The sequence below is a fragment of the Streptomyces sp. NPDC005784 genome (assembly GCF_042871525.1).
Classification (GTDB): domain Bacteria; phylum Actinomycetota; class Actinomycetes; order Streptomycetales; family Streptomycetaceae; genus Streptomyces.
Map to the genome: position 1 here is coordinate 571,175 of NZ_JBIAIQ010000002.1, position 16,961 is coordinate 588,135.

Annotated in this window: 11 protein-coding genes, 2 tRNA genes and 1 pseudogene; 12 read left to right on the plus strand and 2 right to left on the minus strand. The window is 72.2% G+C overall.

Features of this window, described 5'->3' with window-relative positions; translation table 11 throughout:
- Positions 1–239 precede the first annotated feature (239 nt).
- The 8 genes from ACFYR3_RS05445 (at position 240) to ACFYR3_RS05480 (ending at position 8,744) form a co-directional block, all read left to right on the plus strand.
- Entirely contained in the window at positions 240–551 is a 312-nt protein-coding gene (locus ACFYR3_RS05445; RefSeq protein ID WP_355848317.1) for a hypothetical protein, read from the plus strand.
- 245 nt (positions 552–796) lie between these two features.
- Positions 797–1,999 (plus strand): acyl-CoA dehydrogenase family protein, encoded by a 1,203-nt coding sequence (locus ACFYR3_RS05450; protein ID WP_355848319.1) that lies wholly within the window; start codon positions 797–799, stop codon positions 1,997–1,999.
- Between the two features lie 47 nt (positions 2,000–2,046).
- The gene (locus ACFYR3_RS05455) at positions 2,047–3,156 is read left to right on the plus strand and encodes a bifunctional MaoC family dehydratase N-terminal/OB-fold nucleic acid binding domain-containing protein (protein WP_389281584.1); all 1,110 of its coding nucleotides are present in this window, start codon (positions 2,047–2,049) and stop codon (positions 3,154–3,156) included.
- Between the two features lies 1 nt (position 3,157).
- A complete protein-coding gene (locus ACFYR3_RS05460; protein WP_389281586.1) occupies positions 3,158–4,273 on the plus strand; it encodes an acyl-CoA dehydrogenase family protein in 1,116 nt (371 codons plus the stop codon).
- Positions 4,270–4,722, plus strand: coding sequence for a MaoC family dehydratase (locus ACFYR3_RS05465; RefSeq protein WP_355848328.1), 453 nt, complete (start codon positions 4,270–4,272; stop codon positions 4,720–4,722). Before ACFYR3_RS05460 ends, ACFYR3_RS05465 begins: the two co-directional genes overlap by 4 nt.
- The gene (locus ACFYR3_RS05470) at positions 4,719–5,885 is read left to right on the plus strand and encodes a lipid-transfer protein (protein ID WP_389281588.1); all 1,167 of its coding nucleotides are present in this window, start codon (positions 4,719–4,721) and stop codon (positions 5,883–5,885) included. Before ACFYR3_RS05465 ends, ACFYR3_RS05470 begins: the two co-directional genes overlap by 4 nt.
- A gap of 510 nt (positions 5,886–6,395) precedes the next feature.
- Positions 6,396–6,989 (plus strand): SigE family RNA polymerase sigma factor, encoded by a 594-nt coding sequence (locus ACFYR3_RS05475; RefSeq protein ID WP_355848334.1) that lies wholly within the window; start codon positions 6,396–6,398, stop codon positions 6,987–6,989.
- 111 nt (positions 6,990–7,100) lie between these two features.
- Positions 7,101–8,744 carry a long-chain fatty acid--CoA ligase gene (locus tag ACFYR3_RS05480; protein WP_355848411.1) on the plus strand — a complete coding sequence of 548 codons (1,644 nt, stop codon included), beginning with the start codon at positions 7,101–7,103 and terminating at the stop codon, positions 8,742–8,744.
- Between the two features lie 190 nt (positions 8,745–8,934).
- Here the strand turns inward: ACFYR3_RS05480 and ACFYR3_RS05485 are convergent, their stop codons facing one another.
- On the minus strand, positions 8,935–13,083 hold the full coding sequence (locus ACFYR3_RS05485; RefSeq protein WP_389281590.1) for a PAS domain-containing protein: 4,149 nt from the start codon (positions 13,081–13,083) through the stop codon (positions 8,935–8,937).
- A 257-nt stretch (positions 13,084–13,340) separates the two neighbouring features.
- Entirely contained in the window at positions 13,341–13,925 is a 585-nt protein-coding gene (locus ACFYR3_RS05490; RefSeq protein WP_389281592.1) for an SSI family serine proteinase inhibitor, read from the minus strand.
- A gap of 157 nt (positions 13,926–14,082) precedes the next feature.
- On the opposite strand from ACFYR3_RS05490, the gene ACFYR3_RS05495 reads away from it, so the two are divergent.
- The 4 genes and pseudogenes from ACFYR3_RS05495 to ACFYR3_RS05510 all read left to right on the plus strand — a co-directional run.
- Positions 14,083–14,173, plus strand: a tRNA-Ser gene (locus ACFYR3_RS05495).
- A gap of 238 nt (positions 14,174–14,411) precedes the next feature.
- Positions 14,412–14,484 (plus strand) — tRNA-Arg (locus tag ACFYR3_RS05500).
- A gap of 407 nt (positions 14,485–14,891) precedes the next feature.
- Positions 14,892–16,418, plus strand: coding sequence for a hypothetical protein (locus tag ACFYR3_RS05505; RefSeq protein WP_355848343.1), 1,527 nt, complete (start codon positions 14,892–14,894; stop codon positions 16,416–16,418).
- 186 nt (positions 16,419–16,604) lie between these two features.
- Positions 16,605–16,820: pseudogene (locus ACFYR3_RS05510) on the plus strand (DUF2797 domain-containing protein); the annotation flags it as partial.
- Positions 16,821–16,961: the final 141 nt, after the last annotated feature.

The window sequence follows — 16,961 nt, forward strand, 5'->3', positions numbered from 1 at the left end:
GGTCGGCGGGGGGCTGAGCAGGGGCTTTGTCGGCGTGAAGGTGGTTTATCGACATGTCCTCACGCTTGAGGGGGAATCGCGGCTTCCGGGGTGGTTCGTCGGGGATGTGGTGGGCAACTCTGGACTCGCGACGTCGTGGACAACGCCGAGGCGGCAGGCCAACCGCCTCGGAACAAGCCGTATTTCCCGTACATCCCGGCTCACCGCCGGTGCGTACAACCGGTTCTGGAGGAATTCACATGGCAAGCATCCGTACCGCTCGCATCCTCGCCGCCGTCGCGGCCCTGCCCCTGACCGCCGTCCTCTTCTCCGGAGTCGCGTCGGCCGACAACGGCTCCTTCGCGGACACCGGGTCGAACGCGGGAGTGGCGACCTCCAGTGGCAGCGGGGTCGGACGCAACAACAGCGGCAACTCCTCCACCTCTCAACAGCAGGCGGTCGGCTCGGGGGCCAGGAATCAGAGCAATACCGCTCAGGTGACGGGTTCCGCCTTCACGGCCCTCAACCAAGGAAACGAGAACGTCATCGTCAACTTCGTCAAGCTCTGGTGAGCCAGGGGCCGATGCGCTCCCATCGGCCCGGCGGCTACTGCGTGGGGTAGTGCTCTGTGGAGGTCTCACAACGCCTGTGCGACGGTGCTGCGGCGCCGTCGCGCAGACGTGTACGGGGCGTGGGAGGGGGCTCGCGCCGGTGGCCCGCGGATGGTTCGGGGTGGTGTCCGTGACCTTGACAGGCAATGGTATCTGACGGACAGTCAGAAAACCTTGTTCGTACGAGGTCCGGGAGGGCCGCCGTCGTGCACCTCGCCCCCACCGAGCGCCAGCAGCGGCTGCGCGCCGAACTCCGCACGTACTTCAGGGAACTGATGCCGGACGGGCCACCACCCGCCGACGACCCCGCACGACAGCGGGCGCTGCTGCGCCGCATCGGCGCCGACGGTCTGCTCGGGCTCGGCTGGCCGGTCGCGTACGGGGGGCAGGGGCGCGGCGCGGACGAGCAGTTCGTCTTCTTCGACGAGGCCTACCGGGCCGGTGCGCCCGTTTCCATGGTCACGCTGAACACCGTCGGACCGACGCTCATGAAATACGGCAGCGATGAGCAGAAGGACTTCTTCCTGCCGCGCATCCTGAGCGGGGACCTCGTCTTCGCCATCGGGTACTCGGAGCCCTCGGCCGGCACGGACCTCGCCTCGCTGCGGACGCGCGCCGTACGGGAGGACGAGGCCGGGAGGAGCGCGGGACCATCCGGCGCCGAGGGCGGGTACTGGCGGATCGACGGACAGAAGATCTTCACGTCGAACGCCCAGAACGCCGACTGGATCTGGCTCGCGTGCCGTACCGACCCGGACGCGCCGAAACATCGGGGCATCTCGATCCTGCTCGTCCCCACCGACACTCCCGGCTTCTCGTGGACACCGATCGAGACGGTTGGCGGCCAGACCACCACGGCGACCTACTACGACGGGATCCGTGTCCCGGCCGGGAACCTGGTCGGCGAGGAGAACGGCGGCTGGGGGCTCATCACCAGCCAGCTCAACCACGAGCGGGTGGCGCTCGCCGCGATCGGCATGCAGGCCGAGGACTTCTACGCGGCCGCGCTGGAGGCGGCCCGTACCCCTGATCCGGTGACCGGGCGGCGCAGGGTTGACGAGCCGTGGGTGCGTTTCCAGCTCGCCGAAGTGCATGCCCGACTGGCGGCATCACGCCTGCTCAACTGGCGTTTGGTGGGGGATCTGGGAGCCGGTGGGCCGGCGCCCGGAGACGCTAGCGGCGTGAAGGTCATGGGAACCGAATCCGCGGTCGCGGTGTTCCGAATATGTCAGCACATCGTGGGAGCGGACGCACTGGTCCGCTCCGGTTCACCGGGGGCGTTCGGGGCCGGCGGGCTGGAGCGGATGAACAGGGCGGCACAGATCAACACGTTCGGGGGCGGGGTGAGCGAGGTGCAGCGGGAGATCGTCGCGACGATGCGGCTCGGCATGAGGAGGGGGCGGCGGTGAGCGGCCGGGGAGCGGGCGGCGGGGGCACCCCAGCGGGTGATGGCGCCGTGCCCGATGTCGTGCCCGACAGCGACGGGGGCGACCTGGCGGTGCGTCTGAAGGCGTACGAGGGACGCGCGGCCACCGTCCGGGGCGTCGGCAAGGACCCGGTCAACGCGCCGATGATCCGGCACTGGTGCGAGGCGATGGGAGACACCAATCCGGCGTACGACGGACCGGAGGCCGTGGCCCCGCCCACCATGCTCCAGGCGTGGACGATGGGCGGCCTCGGCGGGCACCCCGGCCGCTCCGGGGCGTACGACGAGCTGCTCCGGCTGCTCGACGGCGCGGGGTACACCTCGGTGGTCGCCACCGACAGCGAGCAGGAGTATCTGCGCCCGCTGCGCCCCGGGGACGAGATCACCTTCGACGCGGTGATCGAGTCCGTCTCGGACCGCAAGACGACCAAGCTGGGCACGGGGTACTTCCTCACCACGCGGATGGATGTCAGAGCGGGAGGCGAACTCGCCGGGACGCACAGGTTCCGCATTCTCAAGTACGTTCCGGCGCACCCGAATCCGAAGGGCCCGGCGGGGGCGGGGGACGCGTCGGGCACCGCGGAGGCGAATGCCGCGGAGAGGCATACGGCGGAGAGGCGCAGCGCGGAGGCGAGGGGCAGGCCCTTGCGCCCGCGCCCGGTGATCAACCGGGACAACGCCGGTTTCTGGGAGGGTGTCGGGCGGCACCGGCTGCTGATCCAGCGTTGCACGGCGTGCGGGGCGCTGAGATTCCCGTGGCTGCCGGGGTGCGGCGCGTGCGGCTGCCCGGACTGGGACACCGTCGAGTCGGGCGGCGAGGGGACCGTCTACTCGTACGTCGTCATGCACCACCCGCCGTTCCCGGCCTTCGACCCTCCCTATGCCGTCGCACTGATCGAGCTCGCCGAGGGCGTGCGGATCGTGAGCAACGTGGTGGGCGTACCGCACGACAAGGTGCGGATCGGGATGCCCGTGCGGCTCGAATTCCAGCGGTACGACGATGAGTTGGAACTGCCGGCCTTCCGGGCCGGGGAGGGGTCCGGCGGCGACGGCGTTCCCGGCGACTCGGCCGCGCGCCCGCCCGGCGGTTCCGCCCGCTCGCCCGCCTGTTTCGCCGTCCGCCCGGGCGGGGGGAGCTGACATGGATTTCACGCCCACCGAGGAACAGGCGGCCGCCCGGGACCTGGCCGCTCGGATCTTCGGCGACCTCTCCACCCACGAGCGGCTCACCGCGGCCGGGACGGGCAGTGACGCCGGACTGTGGAAGGAGCTGTGCGCCGCCGGGCTGGTGGGGGCGGTCGCGGACATAGGGCTCCTCGGTCTCGTCCTGCTGCTCGAGGAGCAGGGGCGCACCACGGCGCAGGTGCCGTTCGCGGCGAGCTGTGTGTACGGACTGCTCGCGGTGGCGGCACACGGTTCGCCCGAGCAGCGCGAGCGGCTGCTGCCGGGGATCGCCGACGGGACGGTGGTGGTGGCCGGCGCGATATCCGGATCGGGGCCGGGGATGCCTGAGCCGGAGGCGCGGGAGCCGGTACCGGGAAGGCGTGAGCAGGTGTCTGAGACGCGGGATTCGGTACCGGGGAGGCGTGAGCCGGGGCCGGGGAAGCTGACCGGGGTCGTGCCCGTCGTGCCGTGGCTGCGCGACGCCACGCATGTGCTCGTCGCCGACGACCGGCGCGGGCTCTGGCTGGTCCGCGTCGCGGAGGCGGCGGCGAGCGAGCCTGTCGAGCTGACGGCGCCCTGGTCGGCGGGGCGCCTGACGCTGGACGGGACGCCGGGTGAGGCACTGGGCGCCGAGGGGGCGCACGACGATCTGCTGGCCACGGCCCGAACCGCCTTCGCCGGACTGCAGGCCGGGGTGTGTGCCGGGTCGCTTGCGCGGGCGGTGGAGCACACGAACGCGCGCGAGCAGTTCGGGCGACCGCTCGCCGCCAAGCAGGGCGTCCAACTGCGCGCCGCCGACGCGTACATGGACACCGAGGCGATACGGGTGACGGCGTACGAGGCGGCATGGCGGCGCGACGAGGGGCTGCCGTGCACGTCGCACGCCCTGACAGCCGCCTGGTGGGCGTCCGAGGCCGGACAGCGGGTCGTGCACACGGGCCAGCATCTGCACGGCGGGGCGGGCGCCGACCTCGAACACCCCGTGCACCGGCACTTTCTGTGGGGCCGACAGCTGGACGCGTATCTGGGGTGCGGGGGCGAAATGCTGCAGGAGTTGGGGGAGTTGATCGCGAACGGGGAGGTGGGGACATGAGGGTGGGCGACGTACTGGCGCCGCTGGAGATCGAGATCACCCGCACGCTGATCGTGGCCGGAGCGATCGCCTCACGGGACTACCAGGACGTGCATCACGACGCGGATCTGGCGAGGGCGAAGGGCTCGCCGGACATCTTCATGAACATCCTGACGACCAACGGCCTGGTCGGAAGGTATGTGACCGACCACTTCGGCCCGGCCGCCGTGCTGCGCAAGGTGGCGATACGGCTGGGCGCTCCCAACCACCCGGGAGACACCATGGTGTTGACCGGCTCGATCGAGGAGGTCGACGGCGACACGGCCACGGTGAGAATCCTCGGCGCCAACGGCATCGGCCGGCACGTCATGGGCACGGTGACGGTGACGGTCCCGACTCCGGAAGCGTCGCCCGGCCCCTCCTCCGCCTTCGCCCCCGTCGACGCGCCGTCCGACGGCGGTGCCGCATGAGCGTGCGCAAGCGGGACGGCCTGGGCGGGCGGGCGTCGATCGTCGGTATCGGGGCCACCGAGTTCTCCAAGGACTCGGGGCGCAGTGAACTGCGGCTGGCGGTGGAGGCCGTGCGCTCCGCGCTCGACGACGCGAGCCTGACGCCGGCGGACGTGGACGGGATGGTGACGTTCACGATGGACACCAGCCCGGAGATCACCGTCGCGCAGGCGGCCGGGATGGGGGAGCTGTCGTTCTTCTCGCGCATCCACTACGGCGGTGGAGCGGCCTGCGCGACCGTCCAGCAGGCGGCGCTCGCGGTGGCGACCGGAGTGGCCGAAGTCGTGGTCTGCTACCGGGCGTTCAACGAGAGGTCGGGCCGCAGATTCGGCTCGGGCGTGCAGCGGCGGGAGCCGTCGGCGGAGGGCGCGGCGCTCGGCTGGGCCCTGCCGTTCGGGCTGCTCACCCCGGCCTCCTGGGTGGCGATGGCGGCCCAGCGGTATCTGCACACCTACGGCCTGACACCCGAGGCGTTCGGGCAGGTCGCGGTGGTCGACCGGAAGTACGCGGCGACCAACCCCGCGGCGTACTTCCACGGCAGACCGATCACGCTCGCCGAGCACGCGGCCTCGCGTTGGATCGTGGAGCCGCTGCGGCTGCTGGACTGCTGCCAGGAGACCGACGGCGGCCAGGCGCTGGTGGTCACCTCCGTGGAGCGTGCCCGTGATCTGCCGCATCCCCCGGCGGTGATCACGGCCGCCGCCCAGGGCGCGGGCCGGGCGCAGGAGCAGATGACCAGCTTCTACCGGGACGAGCTGACGGGGCTTCCGGAGATGGGCGTGGTGGCCCGGCAGTTGTGGCGGACGGCGGGGATGAGCCCGGCGGAGATCGACGTGGGGATTCTGTACGACCACTTCACGCCGTTCGTGCTGATGCAGCTGGAGGAGTTCGGCTTCTGCAAGCCGGGGGAGGCCGCGGACTTCGTCGCCGAGGAGCGGCTTCCGCTGAACACGCACGGGGGGCAGCTCGGGGAGGCGTATCTGCACGGGATGAACGGAATAGCGGAGGGCGTACGGCAGCTGCGGGGCACGTCCGTGAACCAGATACCGGGCGCCGGGCGCGTCCTGGTGACCGCGGGAACCGGGGTTCCCACGTCGGGCCTGATCCTCGGAGCCGACGGCTGAGACCCGCGTCCCCCCGCTGTCCCGGCCCCGCGTCCCGCCTTTGTCCTGGACCCGTGTCTCCGCGGCTGTCCCGGCCCCGCGTCCCGCGTTCGTCCTGGACCCGTGTCTCCCCGGCGGTCCCGGACCCGCGTCCCGCCGCCGTCCCGGTCCCGGTGCCCGTCTGCGTCGGGCGTGGGCCGGTGCCGCTGCTCGAGGATGCTGCTTCCGTGTGCCTCGGGCGGGCCACCCGGGGCGTACGGGACCCGTGTGCCCCGGGCGGACTTCTCCCGGCGTACGGGACTCCCGTGCTCCCGGGAGTGCTGCGCCCAGGTGCTTCCCTCGCGTTCCGCTCCCGCTTCCCCCCCGAATACTCCCCCGGTGGTCGTCTCTCAGGGGTGAACCCTCAGAGGGCGGGCCCGCATGTCCACCTTCAGGAGGTGAGGCCGACCCCAGTTCTACAACCTGAGGCGGACATGGCTTCGGGACCTGCGGCCGATCCGCCGGAGGAGGGGGCGAACCTAGCGTGGAGCCATGACCACACTCGTCTGCACGAGCGCCTCGGACGCCGCCACAAGGGCGACGCGGACCCGTTCGTACTCGTCGTTCTCGTCGTACGTGAAGGCGCGGCAGCCCGTGCTGCTGCGCACCGCCCGGTCACTCACCGCGAACTCGAGCGACGCTGAGGACCTGTTGCAGACGGCGCTGACCAAGACGTACGTCGCCTGGGACCGGATCGAGGACCATCGGGCGCTGGACGGCTATGTTCGGCGCGCTCTGCTGAACACGCGGACGTCGCAGTGGCGCAAGCGCAAGGTCGACGAGTTCGCCTGCGAGGAGCTGCCGGAGCCCGAGGGGCTGCCCGCCGCCGACCCCGCCGAGCAGCAGGCACTGCACGACGCGATGTGGCGGGCGATCACGAAACTGCCGGCGCGGCAGCGGGCGATGGTGGTGCTGCGCTACTACGAGGATCTGAGCGAGGCCCAGACGGCGGAGGTCCTCGGGGTCTCCGTCGGCACGGTCAAGTCGGCGGTCTCCCGTGCGCTGGGCAAACTGCGCGAGGACCCCGAGCTGATCCCCGTCCGCCAGGAAGCGCCCCGACAGCCCGCCGAGCAGGCCGTTAGCTGATCGATCATTCCTGCGGCTAGTGACATACCGCGCGGTATGTGCGCAGAATCAGCGCACCCATAACTACCGCGTAGGCAATGTCGCCCCCGGGAGGACGCCGTGCTGAGCACGATGCAGGACGTACCGCTGACTGTGACCCGCATTCTGGTGCACGGGGCGCTGGTGCACGGAGAGTCCCAGATCACGACCTGGACGGGCGAGGGCGAGCCGCGCCGCCGCAGCTTCCGTGAGGCCGGGGAGCGCGCGAACCAGCTCGCCCACGCCCTGCGCGACGACCTCGGTGTGACGGGCGACGAGCGGGTCGCGACCCTGATGTGGAACAACGCCGAGCACGTCGAGGCGTACTACGCGATCCCCTCCATGGGCGCGGTGCTGCACACCCTGAACCTCCGCCTCCCGGCCGAGCAGCTCGTCTTCATCGTCAACCACGCGGCCGACCGCGTGGTCATCGCCAACGGTTCGCTGCTGCCGCTGCTCGCGCCGCTCCTCCCCCACCTGCCGACGGTGGAACACGTGGTGGTCTCGGGTCCCGGTGACCGTTCGCTGCTCGACGGGACGAGCGTGCGGGTGCACGAGTACGAGGAGCTGATCGCCGGGAAGCCGACGGTCTACGACTGGCCGGAGATCGACGAACGGCAGGCCGCGGCCATGTGCTACACCTCCGGGACCACCGGAGACCCCAAGGGTGTCGTCTACTCCCACCGTTCGATCTACCTGCACTCCATGCAGGTGAACATGGCCCAGTCGATGGGGCTCACCGACTACGACACGACCCTCGTCGTGGTCCCGCAGTTCCACGTCAACGCCTGGGGTCTGCCGCACGCCACCTTCATGTCCGGCATCAACATGCTGATGCCGGACCGCTTCCTCCAGCCCGCGCCCCTCGCCGAGATGATCGAGAGCGAGCGGCCGACGCACGCCGCCGCCGTGCCGACCATCTGGCAGGGCCTGCTCGCCGAGCTGACCGCCAAGCCCCGGGACGTCTCCTCCCTCACCCAGGTGACGATCGGCGGCTCCGCCTGCCCGCCCTCGCTGATGGCCGCCTTCGACGAGCTGGGCATGCGCGTCTGCCACGCCTGGGGCATGACCGAGACCTCCCCGCTCGGCACCATCGCCCGCCCGCCGGCCCACGCCGTGGGCACGGAAGAGGAGTTCGCCTACCGCCTCACCCAGGGCCGTTTCCCGGCGGGCGTCGAGGCCCGCCTCAGCGGCCCCGGCGGCGAACGGCTCCCGTGGGACGGCGAGTCGGCCGGCGAACTGGAGGTCCGCGGCCCGTGGATCGCCGGTGCCTACTACGGCGGCGACGGCGCGGAACCGCTGCGCCCCGCCGACAAGTTCAGCGAGGACGGCTGGCTCAAGACCGGTGACGTCGGCACGATCAGCCCCGACGGCTTCCTGACCCTCACCGACCGCGCCAAGGACGTCATCAAGTCGGGCGGCGAGTGGATCTCCTCGGTCGACCTGGAGAACGCCCTCATGTCCCACCCGGACGTGACCGAGGCCGCGGTCGTGGCAGTCCCCGACGAGAAGTGGGGCGAGCGGCCGCTGGCCACCGTGGTCCTGAAGGAAGGTTCCACCGCGGACTTCGAGACGCTGCGTGCCTTCCTCGCCGACGAGGGCAGGATCGCCAAGTGGCAGCTCCCCGAGCGCTGGTCGATCGTCGAGGCGGTTCCGAAGACGAGCGTCGGCAAGTTCGACAAGAAGGTGATCCGCAAGAAGTACGCGGAGGGCAGCCTGGACGTGACCAAGCTCTGACGCGCCACCGGGCGGCCAGGGCCCGTCCCGGAGACCATCACACGTGCGCCGTGCGGGGAGCCCCAGGGTTCCCCGCCCGGCGCATGCGCGGTTCACGGACGTACAGACGCATGGACGGTACGTACGGCCGGGCGGTCGCGGGGGACCCACGCGCGACCGGCCGGTCGAGTACGACTGGTTTGGCGTACGGCTAGTTGGTGCCGATGCGGGCCAGGAGGTCGACGATCCGGTCCTGGACCTCGGCGCTCGTGGAACGCTCGGCGAGGAACAGCACCGACTCCCCCGCGGCCAGCCGCGGCAGTTCGGCCGGGTCGACGGCGGCGGTGTAGACGACGAGCGGTGTGCGGTTCAACTGCCCGTTCGCCCGCAGCCAGTCGACGATTCCGGCCCGTCGGCGCCGTACCTGCATCAGGTCCATCACCACGAGGTTCGGCCTCATCTGGGAGGCGAGGGTCACGGCGTCCTCGTCCGTCGAGGCGCGCGCGACCTGCATCCCGCGCCGCTCCAGCGTCGCCGTCAGCGCGAGCGCGATCTCCGCGTGCTCCTCGATGAGCAGTACGCGCGGCGGGTGCTGCTCGGAGTCGCGGGGCGCGAGCGCCTTCAGGAGTACGGCGGGGTCGGCGCCGTACGCCGCCTCGCGCGTCGCCTGTCCGAGTCCGGCCGTCACCAGGACGGGGACCTCGGCGGCGACGGCGGCCTGCCGCAGCGACTGCAGCGCCGTGCGGGTGATCGGGCCGGTCAGCGGGTCGACGAACAGCGCGGCCGGGAACGCGGCGATCTGCGCGTCGACCTCCTCGCGCGAGTTCACGATGACGGGCCGGTAGCCGCGGTCGCTCAGTGCCTGCTGGGTGGTGGCGTCGGGCGCCGGCCACACGAGCAGCCGCCGCGGGTTGTCCAGTGGCTCCGGGGGCAGTTCGTCGTCCACGGGCCGCGGCTGCGGCTGGTCGGCGACCTCTACGGCACCGCCGGGACCGTCGAGCGGCTCGGGGCCCTCGGCGGCGTTCTCGTCCGGTGCTCCTATGGCGTACGACCGTCCGGCGCCCTCGGTGGTGCCGGGCCGCCGGGGTCCGGCACCCGGCTGGCCGCCCTGCGGAAGCGAGCGCGCCGCCGTCTCCGCGCGTTCGACGACGGGCTCGGGCGGAGTGCCGAGCTTGCGGCGGCGGCCCCCGCCGTTCGTCCCGTGCGGGGGAGGCGTCGAGGCCTGGACGCCGCCGCCCGGCTGGGCCGCCGCGACCTGGCGGGCGAACGGAACGCCCTGGCCGAGCGTGCGCACGCTTATGGCACGGCCCTGCGTCGAGTTGGGGTCGGCCGGGGCGGCCGCGGGCGTCGCCTCGGCCGGCAGCGGCTGGGCGACCCGCGGGCCCGGGCGCTCCGCGGGGAGCGGGGCGGGGACCGGCCGGGCCGGAGTCGGCGCGTTCGCCGCCGGGAGCGCGGACTGCGCACCGGCGCCGGCGGCGGGGATGCCGACGCCGGTGGTGGTGTTCGCGTCGGGCCAGGACTGGGGCGCCGGAGCGGGCGCGGCACCGGCCGGGGCGGCCTGTGCGGCGACGGCGGGCAGCCCGGCGGGAACCGGCTGACCGGCGCCGGTCGCGCCCGGGACGTTCTGCGCGGGAAGCCCCTGCGCCGGAACCGTCTGGCCGAGGGCGGGGACCGGCTGTCCGGGAACGCCCTGTGCCGGGAGCGCTTGTCCGGGCGCCGCCACGGGCCGGCCCGGGGCAGCGACCTGACGGGCGCGTCGGCGGCCCGTCGGGGCGGAGGCGGGGTGCGGCTGCGGCGGGGTGTGATCGTCGTCGGGGCCGTGCGGCACCGCGTCATGGCGGCCGTCGGACTGCTGGGCCAGCGCGACCTGAACCTGTGCCGCCTGGGCGGCCTGCGCCTGAGCGGCCTGGACCTGGGCGGCCTGGGCTTGAGCGGCCTGCGCCTGGGCGGCCTGCGCCTGGGCCTCGGCCTGGACGTACTCCGGCGAGCGGTCCGCCTCCGCCGGCGGCAGCGCGAACACCGCACGGGCGCCCGTCTCCTGCGCGGCGGCACGCTCGGCCGCCGCGGCCAGCGCACGGCGGCGCCGCCCGCTCGGCCGGCCCGCGTCGTCGGTGGCACCGTCGTCCTCGTCGGGACCGTCGCCCGGCGCCGTCGCCGCCGGAGCGGCCTGCGCCGCCGGCGACGCGGCGGGCAGTGCGTTCTGTTCGCCGTCCCGGCGCGCGCGTCGTCCGGAGGGCACCGGCACCCCCTGCGGAGGCACCGTCCCGCCCAGCCCGGATCCCACGGCCGCGGTTCCCGCCCCGTGCTCGCCCGCCATCACGACCGCGCCCTCGGAAACCCCGTCAGGCGTGCCCTGCGCCGCGGCGTCGCCCGTGCCCTCGGCGGGGCTGGGCCGGCCACGGCGTCGCCCGGTACCGCCGTCGGTTCCCTCGGCCGTCTGCTCCTGCGCGGGAACCGGGAGCTCGCCGGCCGCCTGCTCCTCGGCGGCACGCCGGCGACGGCGCCCGGTGGGAGCGGTCGTACCGGCTCCGGCCGCCTCGACGGCCTTCGGCCCGGACTCCCCCGTCTCCTCGCTCTCCAGGAAGGCGTCCACGGAGGACCGCCGGGCCCGCCGCCTGCCACCGCTCTGCTGCGGGGTCGGCTCGGGAAGGGCGACCTCGGTGGAGACCGCGGGTCCGGTGGCGAGCGGAACCGCGCCCGCTCCGCCCCCGATGGGCACCTCGAGGACGTACGCGCTGCCGCTCATCCCCGGCACCTCGTGCGTCTGGAGCACACCGCCGTGCGCGCGCACGATCCCGCGCACGATCGGCTCGTGCACCGGGTCTCCCCCGGCGTACGGCCCGCGCACCTCGATCCGTACGACCTCGCCGCGCTGCGCCGCCGCCACGACGACCGTGTTGTCCATGTAACCGCCCGCCGACACCGGCGCATTGCCGGTCGCGTCGACTCCGGCGACGTCCGCGATGAGGTGGGCGAGGGCGCCCGCGAGACGCTGCGGGTCGACCTCGGCCTCGATGGGCGGTGCGTGCACGGCGAACTGCACGCGTCCGGGTCCGATCAGGTCGACGGCCCCGTCGACACCGGCCGCGACCACGGCGTCGAGCATCACGTTCGTACGGAATATCGTCTCGACGCCGGAGTCCAGCCGCTGGTAGCCGAGGACGTTGTCGACGAGTGTCGTGATGCGCGAGTAGCCGGCCGAGAGGTGGTGGAGCACCTGGTTGGCCTCCGGCCACAGCTGCCCCGCGTCGTCGGCGGCGAGCTTGGCGAGTTCGCCGCGCAGCTGGTCGAGCGGCCCGCGCAGCGACTGACCGAGGACGGCGAGCAGCTGCTCGTGCCGGCCGGTCAGCGCCTCGTAGCGGTCCTTCTCCCGCTCGCCGAGTGCCGCGTACCGCTCGTCGCCGGCGGCGAGTTCCTCCTCGTGCCCCTCGGTCAGCTCGGTGAGCTCGGCGGTGTGCCGCTCGCGCAGCTCCTCCAGCTCGGCGGAGTGCTCCTCGCCGATCCGCTCCAGCTCCTCGGCGTGCCGGGTGGCGGCCGCGTCCTTCTCCTCGACCAGGGTGTCGTACGGCCGCCGGTCGGTGAAGGTCATGACGGCGCCGACGAGCTGGTCGCCGTCCCGCACCGGAGAGGTCGTCAGGTCGACCGGCACCTGGTCGCCGGACTTCGACCACAGCACCTGTCCGCGCACCCGGTGCTTGCGCCCGGAGCGCAGGGTGTCGGCGAGCGGCGACTCTTCATAGGGGAAGGTCTCGCCGTCCGCCCGCGAGTGCAGGATCAGGGCGTGCAGGTCCTTGCCGCCGAGATCACTGGCCCGGTATCCGAGGATCTGGGCGGCGGCGGGATTGACGAGAACGACCCGCCCCTCGGTGTCGGTCCCGACGACACCCTCCGCCGCCGCGCGCAGGATCATCTCGGTCTGGCGTTGCGAACGCGCGAGTTCGGCCTCGGTGTCGACGGTGCCCGAAAGGTCGCGTACGACGAGCATGAGCAGCTCGTCGGGGGTGGGGCCGTAGTTGTCGTAGGCCTGCTGGCCGCTCTCCAGATTCGCACTGGTGACCTCGACCGGGAACTCCGTGCCGTCGGTCCGCCGCGCGATCATCCGGGTCGGCTTGGTCCGCCCGCGCTCGTCGGTGGTGTCGGGGCGCCGCATGGATCCGGGGATCAGCCGGGAGTCGAACTCGGGCAGCAGATCGAGCAGCCCGCGGCCCACCAGAGCCGTGCCCGGGGTCTCGAAGGCCTCCAGGGCGATGCTGTTGGCGTTGACGACGGTCCCGTTGGCGTTGACCAGGACCAGCGCATCGGGCAGCGCGTCCAGTATGGCTGCGAGGCGAGCAGCGCCTCGGGATGGCCTGCTGCTCACGAGACGCTTCCTCCCTGTTACCGCACCTTGCCGACCGCGGATGCCATCTTGCCAACCGGCCCGCGGCGTGTCACGCGAGGGAGTCTACGGGCAGTGGTTGCGCTCGCGATGCCGGATGAGAGGGAGGTCGCACACATATGAGACGCAGAACCGGCGTAGAACCTGTGACCACGCACTTCACCCCGCGGAACCGTGAGAGCACCGTGAGATCACCGTGACGTCACCGTGTCCTCGCCCCGTCCTCAGCCCCGTCCGAGTTATGGGCGGGCGCCGGGCAGCAGCGGCTCCAGGGCGTTCCAGCGCGAGATCTCGCACCCGTTCGAGCGGTCGTAGCGCGCGTCGACGGGACGCCCCGCCCAGGTTCCCGTGACATGCGCGGTGGCCGGACCCCCGTACTGCATGGTGCAGAGGGTGTCCGGCGGCACCGGGGCGAAGGTGTCCTTGCCCCAGGTGGTCATCCGGTCCAGCCGGTCGCAGGCCTCCGCCGCGTGCGGATGGCTGCCGCCCGCGGGGTGGCACGCCAGCTCGAACGTCCCGTCCGCACCGCCGCCCACGTCGTGGACGGTCACCGTCAGCCGGTCCGCGGAGTCCTCCGGGCGGGCCGGCGGGGGCATGAGGGCCGGCAGGGCGACGCCGTACGCGGCGGCGGACAGGGACGACGCTCCGGCGGGGAACAACGACGACGGTCCGGCGGGGAGCGCCGGGGCGGGTCCGGCAGGGGACGCCACGGGTACGGGGAACACCCCGGGGGCGTCGGAAGGGGTGCCGGCGGTGGCGCTGGGCACGGTCGAGAGCGCGGCGGTGGCGGACACGGCGGTGGTGAGGAGCAGTCGGCGCAACATGACCTGTCTAACGCGGGGCGACCCACCCGGTTGCGTGCCGGTGGGGGCTTTGCAGTGCGGCGTATCTGCCTAGTACCGTGGGGGGCGATTGGTGACACCGCGCTCGACTGTGTCATCATCTGCACGCACCACTTGCGCTCGCGTGAGTGGTTGTGCGGGAGGCGTCGCCTAGTCCGGTCTATGGCGCCGCACTGCTAATGCGGTTTGGGCCTTCAAGCCCATCGAGGGTTCAAATCCCTCCGCCTCCGCGCGAAGATCCGAAGCCCCGGTCCAATGGACCGGGGCTTCGGCGTTCCGGGTGTCCGTGAGGGCCGCGGAGCACGCTGCCGTCCAGGGTGCTCGTGAGGGCCCAGAAGTGCGTTTGCCCAGCTCACAAGGGGTGAGGCAAACGGATTTCACATGGCGGCGGCAGTCATGTAATGTTCTTCCTGTCGCCGCGAGCGGGGCAAAAGCCCGGGAAGCGAAGACAGAAGCACAACAGAACAAGCACTCGTAGCTTAACGGATAGAGCATCTGACTACGGATCAGAAGGTTGCAGGTTCGAATCCTGCCGAGTGCACACAGGTAAGAGGCCCCGGAGAGATCCGGGGCCTCTTGCGTTTTCCTTGGTGTATGGCAACGGGCCCGAGGGCGATCCCGTTGTCGGAGATCTTGAATCCTGCCCGGCGGCTGCGGGTGGGCCCCGTTTTCCGGCCCACCGCGGCATGCGGAAGGCCCCTCATCCCTTTCGTGGGGCGGAGGGCCTGTGCCATCCGGCCGGCGGATCCGTCTTCCGCGGGATCCGGCCCGGGACAGTTCCCGGCGGGTCGTCCCACCGATCGTGCCGCGTGCGTGAGTGCGAGCCGGGCAGCGGCCCCGGCGATCGCCGGTGAGAGGTCGGTGATGGCGGCGAGGGGCCGGTGATGGTGGCGCATCACCTGTGCGCTACGGTAACTCGCCTTTGTCGCGCACCTATTGGGGGGTTTGATGCGGCGAACCACAGCAGCCGCGAGTGTCGTCACCGTACTCGTGCCGCTGCTCCTGACCGGGACATCCACGGCGTCGGCCACGGCCAAAGGGTCGCTCACCGTCAGGACGTTGGACCGGAGCGGCAAGCCGACCTACGCCCAAGTGGCGGTCTACAACACGAAGACGAACGACTTCCGCTACATCGAAGGCAACAAGGCGACGTCGCTGCCCAACGGCAGCTACGAACTCGCCACATCCTTCGTCGGCGCCGAGGGTGTCGGCGCCGCTGTGGGCGGTCACAGCGTGACGGTCTCCGGGGCCACGACGACCACGTTCGACGCCCGAAAGGGCCGCCCGGTCAACGTCTCCATCAGCCCGAAACCGGGCAGCGGATACGATCACAGGGTCAGCGCGTACGTCTGCGCCTCCGACAACAGCCCTGCCACCATGGGTATTTCGGCGGAAGCGGGCGACCTGTACGTCATTCCGACGAGCAGCAAGGCGTACGAGGTGTCCTACGGCGCCACGTACGAGCCGCAGTCGGCCACCGGTGGGGACTTCTGGCTGGCCTCCGCCACGCACAGGGGCGGCGTGCCGTCCGGGGTGTCCGCGACACTCAAGGAGTCCGGGCTCACCACCCTCAAGGTGTCGGCGCGTTCCGGCCCCGACAGCGGACAGGCGCGGTTCTCGTTCGACAACTCGGCGGACGGCGACAGTTGCTCGATGTACCCGAACTCGCTCCAGTTCGAACGTGACCTGCCCAACTTCTTCAGTGTCCACGTGCCGGCCGGACAGTGGAGCGTGGGCCAGGAGAGCCGTGACTTCGTCTACGGCGGGTTCCGCAAGTACGCGGCCGGCAGGACGACCTCGCTGACCCTCGGCCACGCGGTCTGGGGGCCCAGCGGGCGGCTGCCCAACACCTGGTACCACCAGCTGTACTTCGGGGACGTCAACCCGTTCGCCGACCCGACCCTTCCTGCCGGCGGGATTCTGGCCGGCGGCACCCTGAAGCTGACCCACGCGGGCAAGACGCTCTACTCGCACAGCTACACACGGGGCGGGGTCCCCGGCGGGCAGCCGCGGATCCCCGATGCGGGCTGGTACACGCTCAGCCAGACCGGCCGTCGCAGCCTGCCGTCCGGTTCACTGTCGACCAGCTCCAGCCTCACCCTGCGCTTCTACGCGGACCCGAACAAGAACCAGCAGATCCGGGACTACATCACCCGGTTCTGGCCCGAGGCGCTGAACACCAGGAACCAGGCGGCTCCCGGGTCGACGACGACCGTCGTCCTGGGTATGCAGCGCAGCGGCACGGGTGACGGCACGGTGCGGCAGTTGTCGGACAGCGTGAAGTCCGTGCGTGCCTGGTACACCACCGACAACGGCGCCACCTGGCACGCCGCCACCGCGAAGCTGTCCGGCGGAAAGTGGACCATGGCCGTCCACAACCCGGCCTCCGGCCGCGTGGGCCTGCGCTCGACGGTCACCGACACCCATGGCGACAGCTCGACGACCACGGTGTACAACGCGTACGCCGTCGGCTGAACGCCGTAGGACCTGCTGGGTGCCCAGCGCACCGGAGGCCCCGTGGAGGAATCCACGGGGCCTCCGGCTTTTGCCTGGACGGCAGTGGTTGGGACCGCAGGTGCTGTGCGGCTGGTTCGCCGGTGGCCCTCCAGGCGTTCCGGCTGGTCAGGGCGCTTGTCAGTGGCGGGCTCTACTGTTGTGAGGGTGCGGCGGGTGTGGGCGTGTTCGGGGTTGCGGTGGTCGGGGGACGGGCCCGTGCTGGAGTGGGGCGGGGGGCGGGGGAGCCCGCTGGCTCCGGGGCGGCGGGTCGCGTTCGGCGTGGTGGACGGGGGTGCGCGGACATGCGTCGGGGCGCGGGGGAACGCGTGTCCCGTGCGGGCCGTCGTGTCGCCGCGCGGCACCGGCGCGCGGTGCGAGGAGTGGGGGGGGGGGGGGCGCCGGCCCCCCCCCCCCCCCCCCCCCCCCCCCCCCCAACAACCCCCCCCCCCCCCCGCGGGGGGGGGGGGGGGGCCCCCCCCCCCCCCCCCCCCCCCCCCCCCCCCCCCCCCCCCCCCCCCCCCC